General features: G+C 66.7%; 14 protein-coding genes. 11 read left to right on the top strand and 3 right to left on the bottom strand.

What is annotated here, in order from left to right; translation table 11 throughout:
- Nucleotides 1-2: 2 nt before the first annotated feature.
- The 11 genes from FB459_RS06415 to FB459_RS06370 all read left to right on the top strand — a co-directional run bounded on the left by FB459_RS06415 (nucleotide 3) and on the right by FB459_RS06370 (nucleotide 13,701).
- A complete protein-coding gene (locus FB459_RS06415) occupies nucleotides 3-728 on the top strand; it encodes a LytR/AlgR family response regulator transcription factor (RefSeq protein ID WP_141927860.1) in 726 nt (241 codons plus the stop codon).
- Entirely contained in the window at nucleotides 728-1,111 is a 384-nt protein-coding gene (locus FB459_RS06410) for a DUF485 domain-containing protein (protein ID WP_129624761.1), read from the top strand. The genes FB459_RS06415 and FB459_RS06410 overlap by 1 nt, the downstream gene beginning before the upstream one ends.
- Nucleotides 1,108-2,613 carry a sodium/solute symporter gene (locus FB459_RS06405; RefSeq protein ID WP_141927859.1) on the top strand — a complete coding sequence of 502 codons (1,506 nt, stop codon included), beginning with the start codon at nucleotides 1,108-1,110 and terminating at the stop codon, nucleotides 2,611-2,613. The genes FB459_RS06410 and FB459_RS06405 overlap by 4 nt, the downstream gene beginning before the upstream one ends.
- Before the next feature lie 196 nt (nucleotides 2,614-2,809).
- Nucleotides 2,810-3,148, top strand: coding sequence for a DUF485 domain-containing protein (locus tag FB459_RS06400; protein ID WP_129624759.1), 339 nt, complete (start codon nucleotides 2,810-2,812; stop codon nucleotides 3,146-3,148).
- Entirely contained in the window at nucleotides 3,148-4,794 is a 1,647-nt protein-coding gene (locus FB459_RS06395; RefSeq protein ID WP_141927858.1) for a solute symporter family protein, read from the top strand. Before FB459_RS06400 ends, FB459_RS06395 begins: the two co-directional genes overlap by 1 nt.
- A 93-nt stretch (nucleotides 4,795-4,887) precedes the next feature.
- Entirely contained in the window at nucleotides 4,888-6,825 is a 1,938-nt protein-coding gene (gene acs / locus FB459_RS06390; RefSeq protein WP_246092533.1) for an acetate--CoA ligase, read from the top strand.
- Between the two features lie 156 nt (nucleotides 6,826-6,981).
- Nucleotides 6,982-7,998, top strand: coding sequence for an ABC transporter ATP-binding protein (locus FB459_RS06385; RefSeq protein ID WP_246092342.1), 1,017 nt, complete (start codon nucleotides 6,982-6,984; stop codon nucleotides 7,996-7,998).
- Nucleotides 7,998-8,786 carry an ABC transporter permease gene (locus tag FB459_RS06380; RefSeq protein ID WP_141927855.1) on the top strand — a complete coding sequence of 263 codons (789 nt, stop codon included), beginning with the start codon at nucleotides 7,998-8,000 and terminating at the stop codon, nucleotides 8,784-8,786. The genes FB459_RS06385 and FB459_RS06380 overlap by 1 nt, the downstream gene beginning before the upstream one ends.
- 127 nt (nucleotides 8,787-8,913) lie before the next feature.
- Nucleotides 8,914-12,840, top strand: coding sequence for a multifunctional oxoglutarate decarboxylase/oxoglutarate dehydrogenase thiamine pyrophosphate-binding subunit/dihydrolipoyllysine-residue succinyltransferase subunit (locus tag FB459_RS06375; protein WP_246092341.1), 3,927 nt, complete (start codon nucleotides 8,914-8,916; stop codon nucleotides 12,838-12,840).
- Nucleotides 12,841-12,859: 19 nt separating this feature from the next.
- Nucleotides 12,860-13,033, top strand: coding sequence for a DUF6104 family protein (locus FB459_RS17215; protein ID WP_168990149.1), 174 nt, complete (start codon nucleotides 12,860-12,862; stop codon nucleotides 13,031-13,033).
- The gene (locus tag FB459_RS06370; RefSeq protein ID WP_141927853.1) at nucleotides 13,030-13,701 is read left to right on the top strand and encodes a GDSL-type esterase/lipase family protein; all 672 of its coding nucleotides are present in this window, start codon (nucleotides 13,030-13,032) and stop codon (nucleotides 13,699-13,701) included. The genes FB459_RS17215 and FB459_RS06370 overlap by 4 nt, the downstream gene beginning before the upstream one ends.
- 25 nt (nucleotides 13,702-13,726) lie before the next feature.
- Here FB459_RS06370 and FB459_RS06365 read toward each other — a convergent pair whose 3' ends face one another.
- The 3 genes from FB459_RS06365 to rfbB are packed head-to-tail and all read right to left on the bottom strand — an operon-like array spanning nucleotide 13,727 to nucleotide 17,111.
- The gene (locus tag FB459_RS06365) at nucleotides 13,727-15,193 is read right to left on the bottom strand and encodes a sugar transferase (protein WP_141927852.1); all 1,467 of its coding nucleotides are present in this window, start codon (nucleotides 15,191-15,193) and stop codon (nucleotides 13,727-13,729) included.
- A 17-nt stretch (nucleotides 15,194-15,210) separates the two neighbouring features.
- On the bottom strand, nucleotides 15,211-16,062 hold the full coding sequence (gene rfbD, locus FB459_RS06360; protein ID WP_141927851.1) for a dTDP-4-dehydrorhamnose reductase: 852 nt from the start codon (nucleotides 16,060-16,062) through the stop codon (nucleotides 15,211-15,213).
- Nucleotides 16,059-17,111 (bottom strand): dTDP-glucose 4,6-dehydratase, encoded by a 1,053-nt coding sequence (gene rfbB, locus FB459_RS06355; RefSeq protein WP_129624751.1) that lies wholly within the window; start codon nucleotides 17,109-17,111, stop codon nucleotides 16,059-16,061. Before rfbB ends, rfbD begins: the two co-directional genes overlap by 4 nt.
- Nucleotides 17,112-17,173: the final 62 nt, after the last annotated feature.

The following is a 17,173-nucleotide window of genomic DNA, read 5'->3' as shown; positions in this document are numbered from 1 at the left end:
CCATGTCCGCAGCACCCCTGTCCGTGCTCGTCGTCGACGACGAGGCACCTACCCGGTCGGAACTCGCCTGGCTGCTCGACCAGGACGAGCGCATCGGCACGGTCCTGCAGGCGGCCAGCGGCGGCGAAGTACTCGACCTGCTCGACTTCACCCCCGTGGACGTCGTGTTCAGCGACATCAACATGCCGGGCCTGGACGGCATGCAACTGGCCCGCGTCATCGCCCGGCTGCCGCAGCGCCCGCAGGTGGTCCTGGTGACCGCCTACGACGAGTACGCCGTCGACGCCTTCGCGATCGACGTCGTCGACTACGTGATGAAACCGGTCAGACCTGAACGTCTCGCACAGGCGGTCGGCAAATGCGTCGGAGCCACCGCAGCTCAGGCCGAACCCGAGGGCGAACGCATCCCCGTCGAACGCGGCGGTGTCACGCGTTTCATCCTGCGTTCCGACGTCCGGTACGTCCAGGCGATGGGCGACTACGCCGAACTGCACACACCGGACGGCACCCACCTCGTCCGGATCCCGCTGAACACACTCGAGGAGCGTTGGGCCGCAGCAGGATTTGTCCGTATCCACCGCTCCACGCTCGTCTGTACCCGCTTCGTGTCCGAGCTGCACATGGACGACGGGCGCTGCTCGGTCACCGTCGACGGCACCTCACTGCAGGTCAGCCGCCGGCACACCCGCGAACTGCGGCAGCACCTGTTGCAGCGTGGAGAGATCTGATGGAGCACGCGGCGCCACGCGTCCGCATCACCAGTTCCCGCGCGCCGACCGGCAACCCGGCCGGCCAGAGCCTGCGCGACGAGATCAACTCGCAGACCGAACTCGGTGAGGTGTACGTCGAGGGCTTGATGCGTGCCCAACTGCGGCTCGCATTGCGAGTCCTCGCCGTGGGAATCGTCAGTCTCGGCGGCCTGCCGTTGCTGTTCCACTTCGTGCCGGCAACCCGGCATGTCACGTTCGCCGGGGTGCCGTTCGCCTGGTGGGTGCTCGGTGTGCTCGTCTACCCCGCGGCGGTGCTGATCGCCCGCCAGTACGTCCGCGCATCGGAGCGGTTGGAGCTGGAGTTCACGACGATGGTGACCCGACCGGTGAGCAGGCGGTGACCTCCACCTGGTCGCTCGTCGCGATCGCGACGGTCTGCGTACTCACCTCCGGTCTCGGCCTGGTCGGATTGCGGTTCACCCGCGGCACCAGCGACTTCTACGTCGCCGGGCGAACGGTCTCCCCCTGGCGCAACGCGAGTGCCATCGGTGGTGAATACCTTTCTGCGGCAAGCTTCCTCGGTGTCGCAGCGCTGATGTACGACAACGGCCTGGACACGCTGTGGCTCCCCGTCGGTTACACCATCGGCTACCTCGTCCTGCTCGTCCTCGTCGCTGCACCGCTGCGTCGCAGTGGGGCGTACACACTGCCCGACTTCGCTCAGCTGCGACTGGAGTCGAAGGCCGCGCGCAGGGTCTGCTCAGTGTTCGTGGTCGGCATCGGCTGGCTCTACCTCATCCCCCAACTCCAGGGCGCGGGCCTGGTGCTCAACCACGTCACCGGATGGCCCCGCTGGGTCGGCAGCACCCTGGTCACCGTGCTCGTCACGTTCAATGTCGCGCTCGCCGGGATGCGGTCGGTCACGCTCGTCCAGGCGGCTCAGTACTGGCTCAAACTGACTGCGCTTGTCGTCCCCGCGTTCGTGATGCTCGGCGTGTGGCTGCGCGACGACCGTCCCTCGGCGCCTGCCGGCACCGACTGGTGGGACCCGCTCACCGCGTCCGCGAACACCGACAACCTCTACGCGACCTACAGCCTGCTGATCGCGTTGTGCCTGGGCAGCATGGGTCTGCCCCACGTCGTCGTGCGCTTCTACACCAATGCGACCGGCCGGGAGGCCCGCCGAACGACCGTGGCGGTGCTTGCCCTGCTGGGCATGTTCTACGTCTGGCCGCCGATCTACGGCTGGCTCGGACGCATCTACCTGCCTGGCGACGCACCTGGGATGCGGGACACGATGGTGCTCCGGCTGCCCGGCGCCGTCCTGCCCGGCGGCGTCGGCGATCTGTTGTCGGCCCTGCTTGCCGCGGGAGCGTTCGCTGCATTCCTGTCCACCGCGAGCGGCCTGCTGATGGCGGTCGCCGGCGTCCTCGATCAGGACATCGTCCGACCGTTGGTGCGTCGCCGTCACCCCAGCGTGAAGCCGAGTCAATCCTTCCGTTTCGCAGTGATGTTCGCGATGCTCGTGCCGTTCACCGCCGCGGTCCTGCGTAGCCCGTTCGGCATCTCGATGGTCGTCGGTTACGCATTCGCGATCGCGGCCGCCACCTTCGCGCCGCTGGTGGTGCTCGGTGTGTGGTGGCGCAGCCTCTCCCGCGCCGGCGCGATCGCCGGAGTGCTCACCGGCGGCTTCACGACGGGCGCCTGCGCCGCAGTGGTGCTGGCCGGAGGCGTCGGGACCGAGGGTCTCGCGCGACAGTTGCTGACCGCACCGGCGGCGTGGACGACGCCCCTCGCGGTGTTCGTGATGGTCGTCGTCTCGCTCGCCACGCCGAACAGCGTCCCGGCCTCGACCGGACGCATCATGGCCAGGTTGCACGTGCCCGAAGCCGTCGCCGACTGACGAAAGCGTCCCGCCGTTCGGCGCAGCACCCGAACCGCTCGCCGCACGAGTCGATTCCGCACGCCGAACCGTGCGACCCGTCCGGCGCAGCACGCCCGGAAGCGGTGGCGAACCGGAACCCGCAGGAAGAAAGTATGTGACACCGATCACACGGTTCCCCGTGTGGCAGTCCATACCCGAAACCGGAGGTGACTCGGTGAGCAACGACGGTGCTCCGAAGGTCGACGATCGCTTCATCGCGGTCCAGCAGTCCCCCGAGTTCGCCGAACTTCGCAAGAAGTTCCGCGCATTCGTCTTCCCCGTCACGGCCTTCTTCCTGGCGTGGTACTTCCTGTTCGTCCTGCTGTCGATCTACGCGCCCGGATTCATGGGCACGAAGGTGATCGGCAACATCAACATCGGCATCCTGATGGGCCTGGGACAGTTCGTGACGACGTTCGCCATCACGTTCATGTACGCCCGCTGGGCCAACCGTGAGTTCGACCCGCGCGCCGACGCCATCGGTGCCCGCCTCGCCGGCGACAAGGACTTCTGATGGGCACTCAACTGATCAGTCTCGCCGCGGCCGACCAGGTCGGCAGCCCCGTCCTGAACATCGCGATCTTCGCCGTCTTCGTCCTGGTCACGTTGACGATCGTGGTCAAGGTCGCGTCCGGCACCAAGACCGCGGGCCAGATGTACACCGGTGGCGCCTCGTTCTCCGGCAAGCAGAACGGCATCGCGATCGCCGGTGACTACCTCTCGGCGGCCTCGTTCCTCGGTATCGCCGGCGCCATCGTGTTGCAGGGCTACGACGGCTTCCTGTACTCGATCGGCTTCCTGGTCGCCTGGCTCGTCGCCCTGCTGCTGGTCGCCGAACTGATGCGCAACACCGGACGCTTCACGATGGCCGACGTGCTGTCGTACCGCCTGAAGCAGCGCCCGGTACGCATGGCCGCTGCGACGTCCGCGCTGGCCGTGTCGTTCTTCTACCTGCTCGCCCAGATGGCCGGAGCCGGTGGCCTGGTGTCGCTGCTGCTCGGTGTGAGCGGCGAGACCGCGCAGAACCTCGTCATCGCCGTCGTCGGCGTCATCATGGTGCTCTACGTGATGATCGGCGGCATGAAGGGCACCACCTGGGTGCAGATGATCAAGGCCGTCCTGCTCATCGCGGCGACCTTCATCATGACGGTCTGGGTGCTCGGCAAGTACGGCTTCAACATCAGCAAGCTCTTCGAGGCCGCGGTCAACGAGAACCCGAAGGCCGGGGAGAAACTCCTGTCGCCGGGCCTGAAGTACGGCAAGGACTCCACGACCAAGCTCGACTTCGTCTCGCTCGCCCTGGCTCTGGTGCTCGGCACCGCGGGTCTGCCGCACGTGCTGCAACGCTTCTACACGGTGCCCACCAGCAAGCAGGCACGCAAGTCGGTCGAGTGGGCCATCTGGCTCATCGGTGCCTTCTACCTGCTGACCCTGGTCATCGGCTACGGCGCCGGCGCCCTCGTCGGACCGGACAAGATCAACGCCGCTCCCGGAAAGGCCAACGCAGCGGCCCCCCTGCTCGCATTCGAACTCGGCGGCTCCCCGCTGCTGGGCATCGTGTCCGGCATCGCGTTCGCGACGATCCTCGCCGTGGTCGCTGGCCTGACGATCACCACCAGCGCCACCTTCGCGCACGACATCTACAACCAGGTGATCAAGCACGGCAAGGCGACGCAGGAGTCGGAGGTCAAGGTCGCCCGCATCGCCGCGGTCGTCGGTGGCGTCATCGCGATCGGCGGTGGCATGCTCGCCAAGGACCAGAACATCGCGTTCCTGGTGGCCCTCGCGTTCGCCGTCGCGGCCAGCGCGAATCTGCCGACGATCCTCTACTCGCTCTTCTGGAAGCGGTTCAACACCCGCGGCGCGGTGTGGAGCATCTACGGCGGTCTGATCACCGCGATCGGCCTGATCATCTTCAGCCCGGTCGTCAGCGGTAAGGGCGCGGATCCGAAGACGGGCAAGACGCTGTCCATGCTCCCGGCGGACATCGACTTCCACTGGTTCCCGCTGGACAACCCGGGCATCGTCTCGATCCCGGTCGGGTTCTTCCTCGGCTGGCTCGGCAGCGTCACCAGCAAGGAGTTCAACGCTGCCAAGTACGCCGAGATGGAGGTCCGTTCCCTGACCGGACACGGGGTTGCCGAGGCGATCGATCACTAGGAAGCTGGGTGTGGGGTGCGTCACGGCGCACCCCACACCCCGCACAGCACCCGGGCGGCCACACCACCCCCACCGCCCAATTCGTCGATGAGGATGAGGATTTTGAGCGAGACCAGCTACGCACCCGACCCGGACTTCGCTGCTGCGGCCAACGGCAAGGCAGAACTGTTCGAGCAGGCCGACGCCGACTTCGAGGGTTTCTGGGCCGACCAGGCCCGCGAGCGCATCACCTGGGCCAAGCCCTTCACACAGACCCTCGACTGGAGCAACGCTCCGTTCGCCAAGTGGTTCGCCGACGGTCAGCTCAACGTCGCCCACAATTGCGTCGACCGCCACGTCGAGGCGGGCAACGGCGAACGCGTCGCCATCCACTTCGAGGGTGACCAGGGCGACACCCGCACGATCACCTACGCCGACCTGCAGCGTGAGGTCTCCAAGACGGCAAATGCGTTGCAGGAGTTGGGGATCAATAAGGGCGATCGGGTCGCGATCTACATGCCGATGATCCCCGAAACGATCTTCACGATGCTCGCGTGCGCTCGACTCGGCGCACCGCACTCGGTGATCTTCGGTGGCTTCTCCGCCGACGCGCTGCACACCCGCATCGTCGACGCGGACGCGTCCGTCGTGGTCACCACCGACGGTCAGTGGCGCCGCGGCAAGCCCGCACCGCTCAAGGCTGCCGTCGACGAGTCGCTCACCAAGGGCGATCACCCGGTCAAGCACGTCCTCGTCGTGCAGCGGACCAAGGGTGAGGTGGCCTGGAACGACGACCTCGACCTGTGGTGGCACGACGTGGTCGACCGCCAGTCCGACGAGCACACCGCCGAGCCGATGGACGCCGAACACCCGCTGTTCATCCTGTACACCTCGGGCACGACCGGTAAGCCGAAGGGCATCCTGCACACGTCCGGCGGTTACCTGACGCAGGCCGCGTACACGAACTCGATCGTGCACGACGTGCACCCCGAGACCGACGTGTACTGGTGCACCGCCGATGTCGGCTGGGTCACCGGCCACTCCTACATCGTCTACGGACCGCTGGCGAACGGCGCCACGCAGGTGCTCTACGAGGGCACCCCCGACACTCCGCACCAGGGTCGTTGGTGGGAGATCGTGCAGAAGTACGGCGTCACGATCCTCTACACGGCACCCACCGCGATCCGCACGTTCATGAAGTGGGGCAACGACATCCCGGCGAAGTTCGACCTGTCGTCCATCCGCCTGCTGGGTTCGGTCGGCGAACCGATCAACCCCGAGGCGTGGCGGTGGTACCGCGAGAACATCGGTGGCGGTAAGGCGCCGATCGTCGATACCTGGTGGCAGACCGAGACCGGCGGCATCATGATCTCGCCGTTGCCCGGACTGACCACTCTGGAGCCGGGTTCGGCGCAGAGGCCGATTCCCGGCATCGCGGCCGAGATCCTGGACGACATGGGTGAGCCGTTCACCGAACCGGAGAAGGTCGGCTACCTGGTGCTCACCAAGCCGTGGCCCGCGATGCTGCGCACCATCTGGGGCGACGACCAGCGCTACCGCGACACCTACTGGAGCCGGTTCGGTGAGAAGTACTACTTCGCCGGTGACGGCGCCAAGTACGACGCCGACGGCAACATCTGGCTGCTCGGCCGCGTCGACGACGTCATGAACGTCTCGGGTCACCGACTGTCGACCGCGGAGATCGAATCCGCCCTGGTGTCACACGAATCCGTGGCCGAAGCCGCGGTGGTGGGAGCCACGGACGAGACCACCGGCCAGGCCGTGTGCGCGTTCGTCATCCTGCGCGAAGGCTTCGAGGACGACGGCGACGACACCGTGCAGGAACTGCGCAACCATGTCGCCAAGGAGATCGGTCCGATCGCCAAGCCTCGGCAGATCCTGGTCGTTCCCGAACTGCCCAAGACCCGCTCGGGCAAGATCATGCGCCGTCTGCTCAAGGACGTCGCCGAGAACCGCGAGGTGGGCGACGTCACCACGCTCGCCGACTCCTCGGTGATGAACCTGATCAAGGACGGCATGGCCAAGGGCTGAAGTCTGCGATCGAACGCCCCACGTCCCCTCGGACGTGGGGCGTTCGTCGTCTCGCCGCAGTGCCGTCGCGGGACGGCCGCGGGGCTGTTGGTCGGACTCACCCGAGCGGATGATGGGATGGGTCCTGTTCAGGTACGCGTCGACAGGGGTCCCCACGTGTCAGCTCCACCAGCCAGCGCTGCGCCGAAAGCCGGACGCGGACGCATCGAGGTGCACAACCTCACCAAGTCGTTCAAGGGCTTCCGGGCCGTTGACGACCTGTCCTTCAACGTCGAACCGGGCCGGATCACCGGCTTCCTCGGGCCGAACGGCGCCGGCAAGACCACGACGCTCCGCATGATCCTGGGGCTCATCCGGCCGACGTCCGGCGGCTCCACCATCGGCGGCGTCCCGTACGTCAAGCTCGCCGACCCGCTGCGCACCGTCGGCTCGGCACTCGAGGCCACGAACTTCCACCCCGGACGCACCGGACGCGATCACCTACGTGTGCTCGCCACGTCCGCCGGCCTGCCGAAGAGCCGCGCCGATGAACTCCTCGAACTCGTCGGCATCCCGGCGGCTGCGAAGAAACGCGCCGGCGGCTACTCGATGGGTATGCGTCAGCGGCTCGGACTGGCCGGCGCACTGCTCGGCGACCCGGACATCCTGGTGCTGGACGAGCCGGCGAACGGTCTGGATCCCGAGGGCATCCGCTGGCTGCGCGGGTTCCTGCGCCACCTGGCGGCCGAGGGCAAGACCATCCTGGTCTCCAGCCACCTGCTGTCCGAGGTCGAACAGACGGTGGACGACGTGATCATCCTGGCCAACGGCAAGCTGATCCGCCAGGGGCAGATCGACGAACTACGCGGCGAACCGAAGGTGCGCGTGCGCACGCCCGGCGCCCGTGAACTGGCCGAGGCGCTCACCGCGTCCGGTTTCCGGGTCGAGCCCGGCGAGGAGGCGGGGATCGTGGTGGCCTACAGCGACAACCCCGCCGCGGTCGGTGACGTCGCGTTCCAGGCACGCGTGCCGGTGCACGAACTCGCCCGTCAGCGCGCCGACCTCGAAGCACTGTTCTTCGAACTCACCAGCCAGGGCACCGCGCGCAACCGCAACCTGGGTGACGCGCCCGGCCCCGAAACGGGGGCCGGCGCACCGCAGGACCAGGCTCCGACAGAAGGGGGCGTGCGCTGATGGGCCGCGCGATCAAGGCAGAGATCCAGAAACTGATGACGACCCGCCTGTGGTGGGGGATGGCGATCGCGTTGTTCCTGTGCGGGGCGCTGTTCGCGTTGCTGTTCGGCTCGATCTCCCAGACCGACTCCGATCAGGAAGGGATGCCGACGTTCACACCCCTGCAGATCGCGATCAACACCTATACCAGCGGTGTCGGCTTCGGATACGTGTTCCTGATGGTCATCGGCATCATGACGATCGGCTCGGAGTATCGGCACAAGACGATCACCGGCACGCTGTTGGCCGAACCACGACGTCCGGTCATGATCGCCTCGAAGGTGATCGCGCTGCTCGGTTTCGGTGTGCTGTACGGCCTGGTGTTCCTCGCCGGATCGGTCATCACCGGCGCGACGATCCTGTCGGCGCGTGGGATGCAGGCGTTCCCCGAAGCAGGCACGCTCACCCGTTCGCTCCTGCTGGTGCTGCTCGTACTCGGCCTCTGGGCGCTCATCGGACTCGGCCTGGGCGTGATGATCCCTAACCAGGTCGCCGCGATCCTGGTCGGCGTCGGCATCGCGTTCATCCTCGAACCGATCCTGTCGGTGGTCGGCACACTGATCGACGGTGGCCGCGACGTGGTGAAGTTCTTCCCGAGTCAGGCCACCAATGCGGTCCTCGGTGGGTACAACGGCGACCCCGAGAGCGTGATGCTGAACTGGTGGCAGGGCACGCTGATGTTGCTGCTCTACGCGGCCGTCTTCGTGGCCATCGGGACGTGGTTGACCAACCGCCGCGACGTCGCCTGAGACACAACGCAACAGCACTCGACCCACACGGGCGAACCCCAGCCTGCAGGCGTAGGCTGGGGTTTGTCTGTGTGTCACCCCACACGGGCGATTCGATCGGCGACACAAACGAAAGAGGCGCATCAGCGTGTCCCAGCCTTCCGAGCCGCTCGCAAGCTTCGGCCCCAACGAGTGGTTGGTCGACGAGCTCTACGAGCAGTACCTGCAGGACAAGAACTCGGTCGACAAGGCCTGGTGGAGTTTCTTCGCCGACTACGAACCGAGTGCCGAGTCCGGCTCGAGCAACGGCTCGTCCAAGAGCTCCTCGAACGGCAGCGCCGAGAAGACCGCCGAGAACACTGCGGACAAGAACGGCGAGAAGGCCGCTGCGAAGCCGTCGAAGGACGCTTCCGCGAACAGCTCCGAGAGGGACAAGGCTCGGTCCGCCGAGGGCAACGCCGAAAACGTCCAGCCGGGCGATTCCAAGGCCGCCGACGCCGACCCGTCCGCCGCTCCGCAGGCCAAGACGGAGAAGTCCCGCTCCGACCGCAACCCCGGCCGGGTGCCGACCCTCGACCCCAAGCAGCACGAGCTGTCCAACGCCCGCCCGATCTCCCGTGACGGTGGCGTTGCTCCGGTCCAGTCCGTCGACGCCGAGGACGAGAAGGTGCCGTTGAAGGGTGTCGCCGCCCGCATCGTCACCAACATGGAGCAGAGCCTGGAGGTGCCGACCGCGACCAGCGTCCGCTCGGTGCCGGCGAAGCTGCTCATCGACAACCGCATCGTCATCAACAACCATCTCGCCCGCAGCCGCGGCGGGAAGGTGAGCTTCACCCATCTGCTCGGGTACGCGATCGTCAAGGCGCTCAAGCTCGTTCCCGACATGAACAACGCGCTGGCCACCGACGACAAGGGCAAGCCGGTGCTGGTGCGCCCGGGCCACGTCAACTTCGGCCTGGCGATCGACCTGGCGAAGGACGACGGCACCCGCACGTTGGTCGTCCCGAACATCAAGAACGCCGAAGCGATGGACTTCGTGCAGTTCTGGACGGCGTACGAGGACATGGTGCGTAAGGCGCGCACCAACACCCTCACACTCGAGGACTACCAGGGCACCACGATCACCCTGACCAACCCGGGCGGCATCGGCACCGTGCACTCGGTGCCGCGCCTGATGAAGGGCGCCGGCGCGATCATCGGAGCTGGTGCGCTGGAGTACCCCGCCGAGTGGCAGGGCGCCAGCCTCAACACCCTGAACAAGAATGCGGTCAGCAAGGTCCTGACGCTGACCAGCACCTACGACCACCGCATCATCCAGGGTGCGGTCTCGGGTGAGTTCCTGAAGGTCGTCCACCAGCTGCTGCTGGGCGAGGACGGGTTCTACGACGACATCTTCCAGGCGATGCGGATCCCGTACGAGCCGGTCCGTTGGGTGCGCGACATCGACACCAGCCACGACGACGACATCAACAAGGTCACCCGCGTGCACGAGTTGATCCACGCCTATCGGGTGCGCGGGCACCTGATGGCCGACACCGACCCGCTGGAGTACAAGCAGCGTCGTCACCCCGACCTCGACATCACCAACCACGGCCTGACGCTGTGGGACCTCGACCGCACCTTCCCCACGGGAGGGTTCGGCGGCGAGCCGTTCCTGAAGCTGCGCAAGGTGCTGGGCATCCTGCGCGACTCGTACTGCCGCGGCGTGGGTATCGAGTACATGCACATCCAGGACCCCGAGCAACGCCAGTGGATCCAGGGCAAGGTCGAGGTGCCCTACGAGAAGCAGACCTCGGCCGAGCAGCTGCGCATCCTGCGCAAGCTCAACGCCGCAGAGGCGTTCGAGACCTTCCTCCAGACCAAGTTCGTCGGCCAGAAGCGCTTCAGCCTCGAGGGTGGCGAGTCGGTCATCGCGCTGATGGACCGCATCATGTGCGAGGCCGCCGACGAGGGTCTCGACGAGATCTGCATCGGTATGCCGCACCGCGGGCGCCTGAACGTGCTGGCCAACATCGCCGGCAAGTCCTACGGCCAGATCTTCCGTGAGTTCGAGGGCACCCAGGACCCCAACTCGGTGCAGGGGTCGGGCGACGTGAAGTACCACCTGGGCACCGAGGGCGAGTTCGTCTCCGACGCGGGCAACAAGACCAAGGTCTACCTCGCCGCCAACCCCTCCCACTTGGAGGCCGTCAACCCGGTGCTGGAAGGCATCGCGCGCGCCAAGCAGGACCGCATCAACCTTGCCGGCACCGCGTTCACCGTGTTGCCGATCCTGTTGCACGGTGACGCTGCGTTCGCCGGTCAGGGTGTGGTGGCCGAGACGCTGAACCTGAGCCAGCTGCGCGGGTACCGCACCGGCGGCACGATCCACGTCGTGATCAACAACCAGGTCGGTTTCACCACCGCCCCGTCGCAGTCGCGTTCGTCGACCTACTCGACCGACGTCGCCCGGATGATCCAGGCGCCGATCTTCCACGTCAACGGCGACGACCCGGAGGCGTGCGTGCGCGTCGCCGAGCTGGCCTACGAGTTCCGTCAGCGCTTCCACAAGGACGTCGTCATCGACATGGTGTGCTACCGCCGCCGTGGCCACAACGAGGGCGACGACCCCTCGATGACGCAGCCGCTGATGTACAACCTCATCGAGGCCAAGCGCAGCGTCCGCAAGCTGTACACCGAGGCCCTCATCGGCCGCGGTGACATCACCCCGGACGAGGCCGAGGCCGCCCTGCGCGACTACCAGCAGCAGCTGGAGCGGGTGTTCGTGGAGACCAAGGAGGCCAAGAAGCAGGCTGCCGCCCCCTCAACCCCTGACGCCTCGACCGGCACCGACGCCGAGGGCCACGGTGGCCTGGAGCGTCCGTCCGCGCAGACGGCCGACGACGCGACGGTCGACGGGCGCAACCGCTCGACGGCGATCAGCGAGTCCGACCTGCACAAGATCGGTGAGACCTGGGTCAAGCCGCCGGAGGGCTTCACCGTCCACCCGAAGCTCGCCAAGCTCATGGCCCGCCGCAACGAGATGGTCCACAAGGGCGGGATCGACTGGGCCATGGGCGAATTGGCCGCCTTCGGCTCGTTGTTGATGGAAGGCATCCCCGTGCGCCTCGCCGGCCAGGACAGCCGTCGCGGCACCTTCGTGCAGCGTCACGCCGTCCTCATCGACAAGGTCAACGGCAACGAATGGACGCCGCTGCGTTACCTGTCCCCCGACCAGGCCTGGTTCTGGGTGTATGACTCCCTGCTGTCGGAGTACGCCGCACTCGGGTTCGAGTACGGCTACTCCGTCGAGCGTCCGGATGCGCTGGTGCTCTGGGAGGCTCAGTTCGGTGACTTCGCCAACGGCGCCCAGACGATCATGGACGAGTTCATCTCCTCCTCGGAGCAGAAGTGGGCGCAGCGCTCGTCTGTCGTGCTGCTGCTGCCGCACGGCTACGAGGGTCAGGGTCCCGACCACAGCTCGGCCCGCATCGAGCGGTTCCTGCAGATGTTCGCCGAGGACAACATGACGATCGCCTACCCGAGCACGCCGGCGAGCTACTTCCACCTCCTGCGTCGCCAGGCGTACGCGCGTCCGCGCCGTCCGCTGATCGTGTTCACGCCCAAGCAACTGCTTCGCCTGAAGGCGGCGACCAGCAGCCCCGAGGAGTTCACCAGCGGTGTGTTCCAGCCGGTGCTGCCGGACGCCACCAAGCCCGAGGCCTCGCAGGTCGACCGGGTGCTGCTGGCATCGGCGCGTGTCGTGTACGACCTGGAAGCCGAGCGCGAGAAGCGTGGCGACACCAAGACCGCGATCGTCCGGGTCGAGCAGTTGGCCCCCATTCCCGCCAAGGAGATCGCCGAGATCATCGGCCAGTACCCGAACGCCGAGCTGGTGTGGGTGCAGGACGAGCCCAAGAACCAAGGTGCGTGGCCGTTCATGGCGCTCAACCTGCCGGAGGCTCTGGCCGAGTTCGGCGAGACCCGCGGACTGCGCGTCGTGTCACGTGCTGCCGCGGCCTCGCCGGCGACCGGATCGCCCAAGCGTCACGCGGCCCAGCTGGCCGAGTTGGTCGCTTCGGCGTTCGACCGCTGACCGGAACGGCCGAGTACGGATGTACTTCACCGACCGCGGAATCGAAGAATTGGCGAGTCGGCGTGGCGAGGAAGAGGTCAGCCTGGAATGGTTGGCCGATCAGCTGCGCGCTTTCGTCGATCTCAACCCGGAGTTCGAAGTGCCGGTCGAACGGCTGGCAACATGGTTGGCTCGCCTGGATGACGACGAATGACGAGTGAGGATCGAGTGACCCAGAACGACGAACGGCGTCAGCCGGAGTTCAACCCGAGCGCCGAGTTCCAGGTGGTCGAGGGTCCACGCCGGGTCGGAGTGTGCTTCGTCGGCGACGAGTACGTTGCAGGACTCGGCGACCCCAAGGCGCTCGGTTGGGTTTCGCGGGTCGTGGCCCGCACCCCGCACGCCGGAGTCGACCTGGCCGCGTACAACCTGGGCGTCCGTGGCGACAGTTCGACCGAGGTTCTCGCCCGGTGGCAACAGGAGTCCGAGCCGCGATGGCGCACCGCGAACGAGCGGCGCCTGGTCATCGGTTTCGGTGCGGGCGACATCGAGCAGGACCTCTCGACGGCACGCTCGCGCCTGAACCTCGCCAACATCCTGGACGACGCGTCGTCTGCGGCCATCGCGACCTTCGTCGTCGGGCCGCCGCCCACCCAGGACAACGAGTTCAACGAGCGCCTGCAGCTGCTGGTCGATGCGCAGGCGGACGTCTGTTCACGCCGCGGCGTCACCTACGTCGACTGCTTCCGCCCGTTGCTCGGGCACGACCAGTGGCAGTCCGATCTTGCTGCATCACCCGACGGCCTGCCCGGGCAGGCCGGTTACGGCCTCATCGCCTGGCTCGTGCTGCACGCCGCCTGGCAGTCCTGGCTCGACCTCTGAGCCTGACCCGCCCGATCACGCTCGATCAGTACGCGCCGTCCTTCGCCAGGACGGCGCGTACTGTCTTGACGAGGATGAGCAGGTCACCGGTCATCGACCAGTTCTCCACGTAGTACAGGTCCTTGCGCACACTCTCGTCCCAGGTCAGGTTGGAGCGTCCACCCACCTGCCACGGCCCGGTGATGCCGGGCTTCACGTACAGCCGTCGATGCACGTGCTGGTCGTAAGTCTCGACTTCGGCGGGTAACGGCGGACGGGGGCCGACCAACGACATGTGCCCACGGATCACGTCGAACAGCTGCGGCAGTTCGTCGATGGAGTAGCGGCGGATGAACCTGCCGGTGCGCGTGACACGCGGGTCGTCCTTCATCTTGAACAGGATCTCGTTGCCGTCATGGTCCTCGCGCAACGACTGCAGGCGGGCCTCGGCATCGGCATCGGTGACCATCGAGCGGAACTTCGTCATCCGGAAACGGGAGCCGTTGACCCCCACGCGCTCCTGCCGGTAGAACGCGGGACCGTGGTCCTCGAGCTTCACCGCAAGTGCGGTCACGATCATGATCGGAGCCGCCAACAGCAGCATGCAGAGCGCGACGACGAGGTCGAACGCTCGCTTTCCGACGTACTTCATCCCGGTGTAGCGCGGCATCTCCACGCTGATCAACGGCAGACCCTCGACCGGCTTCCAGTGGATTCGCGGACCGGCGATATCGGTCATGCGGCTGGCGAGCACCAGATTGCACTCGGTCTCTTCGAGATCCCAGCCGAGATCACGCAGGAAGGTCGGACCGGTGGAACTTTGACCGGCGACCACCACGACATCGGCACCGACCACCATCGCCGCCCTCGCGGCGTCCTCCGGCCGGCCGACCTCGGGCAGGACGCTGCCGTCGGCCAACCGGAACTCACGGGACTGACCTGCGGTCGCGACCGCCACGACCTCATAACCCGCGATCGGGGTCCGCCGCACGGTGTCGACGACGTAGCGGACCTCGACCGGTGAACCGACCACGAGCGCCCGCTCGACCCACTCCCCACGCCCCCGACGCCGGACCAGCACCCGGCGCTGCACGACCCGTCCGATCAACAACAGGAGCAGACCGAGCGGGAAGGCCACAGCAAGGAATCCGCGAGCGAACGCGACCTTGAACAGCGTCGCGAAGATCGCCACACCGCCGAACAACGCCCACGTCGCACGGGCCAGGTCGCGGTATTCGGTCGAGCCGACGGCCACGACCTTCATGCTGTAACCGCCGAACGCTGCGATCGCGATCAACCACGCCAAGCCGAGCGCGATACCGGTCTGGCTGTACGACAGGTCGCCGAGCCCGGCGACCTTCGCACCGCGCGGATCGCCGAAGCGCATGACGACTGCCAACCACATCGCCAGGGCGATCCCGAGCACGTCGCCGGCCAGCAGGCGTGCTTGAAGGGACCGGCGCCAGTTGATGTGCGTGGAACCGGTGACCGTTCGCTCGCCCAAGGTCGTCATACGGGGCCGTTCATCCCTCACGTGCCCCGTGTCACGACCGGCAGTGCGGCGGCCAGGCGTTCGTTCCAGGGGCCGATGGGCTCGATCCCGTTCGCGTCGAACGCGTCGTGGCCCAGGACGCTGTTCGCGGGACGGGGTGCCGGTACCGGAAACTGATCGGTGGTGATCGGAGCGACTCGTCGGGCCTCGAGGCCGGACAGGGTGAAGATCTCCTGCGCGAACCGGTGCCAGGAGGTCGAGCCGGAACTGGTGCCGTGGTAATAGCCACCCGGGGCCCCGGAGTTCACGAGTCGGACGATGAGTTCGGCCAGGTCACGGGTCCAGGTAGGCTGCCCGACCTGGTCCGCGACGACGGTCAACGTGTCGCGTTCACCGGCCAGCCGCAGCATGGTCTTGACGAAGTTGCCCCCACCGGCGCCGTACAACCATGCCGTCCGGACCACATAGGCGTCCGGACTTGCTTGCCGCACAGCCCATTCGCCCGCGGCCTTCGTACGACCGTACGCCGAAGCAGGTGCTTGCGGAGCGTCCTCGGGCCACGGCTGGTCACCGTCACCGGGCATCACGTAGTCGGTCGAGACATGCACCAGTCGGACACCGGCAGCCGCGCACGCGACCGCGACGTTGTGAGCGCCGACCGCGTTGATCATAAACGCCTCGCCCTCGTGCTCCTCGGCCTTGTCGACCGCGGTCCATGCCGCACAGTTCACCACCACGTCAGCGTCCCGCACCGCGTGCGTCACCGCTCCCGGAACCCGGATATCGCAGTCCGCACTGCCCAGAGCCCAAAAATGCTCTCCCGCCTGCGCCAACACCGACTGCAGGTCCTGACCGAGCATCCCGTGCCCGCCCAGCAACACCCACCTCATCGATCAGCACCCATGGGACCCGGGGAAGTGCCGGTCGAAGTGCCGGTGGACAGGACCTGTTGGGTGCGGGCGTACTTGTCCTCGACCGCTTGCTTCACCGGACGCCACCAGGCTTCGTTGGCCTGGTACCACTCGACCGTCGCGGCCAAACCCTCATCGAAGCTACGGTAGGTCGGTTCCCACCCCAGTTCGGTGCGCAGCAGGGTGGAATCGATCGCGTACCGCAGGTCGTGCCCGGCCCGGTCGGTCACCTGATCGAACGCGTCCGGCTCTTGCCCGAACAGCACCAACAGTTTGCGCACCACGTCCAGGTTGTTGACCTCACCATCAGCACCGATCAGATACGTCGCACCGATCCGGCCACGATCCAAGATCGCCCACACCGCACTGTTGTGATCATCGACATGGATCCAGTCGCGCACATTCAAACCCTGCCCGTACAGCTTCGGGCGCACCCCATCGATCAGGTTCGTGATCTGCCGCGGAATGAACTTCTCCACATGCTGACGCGGACCGTAATTGTTCGAACAGTTCGAGATCGTGGCCTGCACCCCGAACGACCGAACCCACGCCCGCACCAACAAATCCGACGCACCCTTGGTCGACGAATACGGCGAGGAGGGGTTGTACGCCGTGGCCTCGGTGAACCGGCCCGGGTCCTCCAACTCCAGATCGCCGTACACCTCATCGGTCGAAATGTGGTGATACCTCACCCCATGCGCACGGACCGCTTCCAACAACGTGTACGTGCCGATCACATTCGTATCCAGAAACGGGCGCGGGTCAGCCAACGAATTGTCGTTGTGCGACTCCGCCGCGAAATGCACCACCGCATCCGCACCCGCCACCACACCGTTCACCAGGTCAGCATCCGCGATATCGCCCTGGACGAACTCGACCTCATCCAGCACGCCGTCCAGGGACGCCTTCGACCCCGCATAGGTCAACTTGTCCAACACCGTGACCCGCACATCCGGCCGCGTCCGCCGCGTCAGCTGAACGAAATTGCTGCCGATGAACCCCGCCCCACCGGTCACCACGATCCGCACGAAAAAAGCCCCACTCCACGCTCGACTCGACGCCGGAACAGACGCCCGCGCAAGCCTACCGG

This window comes from Yimella lutea, assembly GCF_006715095.1.
GTDB lineage: Bacteria > Actinomycetota > Actinomycetes > Actinomycetales > Dermatophilaceae > Yimella > Yimella lutea.
Note: the sequence above shows the minus strand (reverse complement) of the source record. Positions and strands in the feature narration are given on the sequence as shown.

Excerpts from the sequence above, each read along its gene's own strand:
- FB459_RS06415 (WP_141927860.1), top strand. The coding sequence starts at position 3 with ATGTCCGCAGCACCCCTGTCCGTGCTCGTCGTCGACGACGAGGCACCT.
- FB459_RS06410 (WP_129624761.1), top strand. The coding sequence starts at position 728 with ATGGAGCACGCGGCGCCACGCGTCCGCATCACCAGTTCCCGCGCGCCG.
- FB459_RS06395 (WP_141927858.1), top strand. The coding sequence starts at position 3,148 with ATGGGCACTCAACTGATCAGTCTCGCCGCGGCCGACCAGGTCGGCAGC.
- acs (WP_246092533.1), top strand. The coding sequence starts at position 4,888 with ATGAGGATTTTGAGCGAGACCAGCTACGCACCCGACCCGGACTTCGCT.
- FB459_RS06380 (WP_141927855.1), top strand. The coding sequence starts at position 7,998 with ATGGGCCGCGCGATCAAGGCAGAGATCCAGAAACTGATGACGACCCGC.
- FB459_RS17215 (WP_168990149.1), top strand. The coding sequence starts at position 12,860 with ATGTACTTCACCGACCGCGGAATCGAAGAATTGGCGAGTCGGCGTGGC.
- FB459_RS06370 (WP_141927853.1), top strand. The coding sequence starts at position 13,030 with ATGACGAGTGAGGATCGAGTGACCCAGAACGACGAACGGCGTCAGCCG.
- FB459_RS06365 (WP_141927852.1), bottom strand. The coding sequence starts at position 15,193 with ATGACGACCTTGGGCGAGCGAACGGTCACCGGTTCCACGCACATCAAC.
- rfbD (WP_141927851.1), bottom strand. The coding sequence starts at position 16,062 with ATGAGGTGGGTGTTGCTGGGCGGGCACGGGATGCTCGGTCAGGACCTG.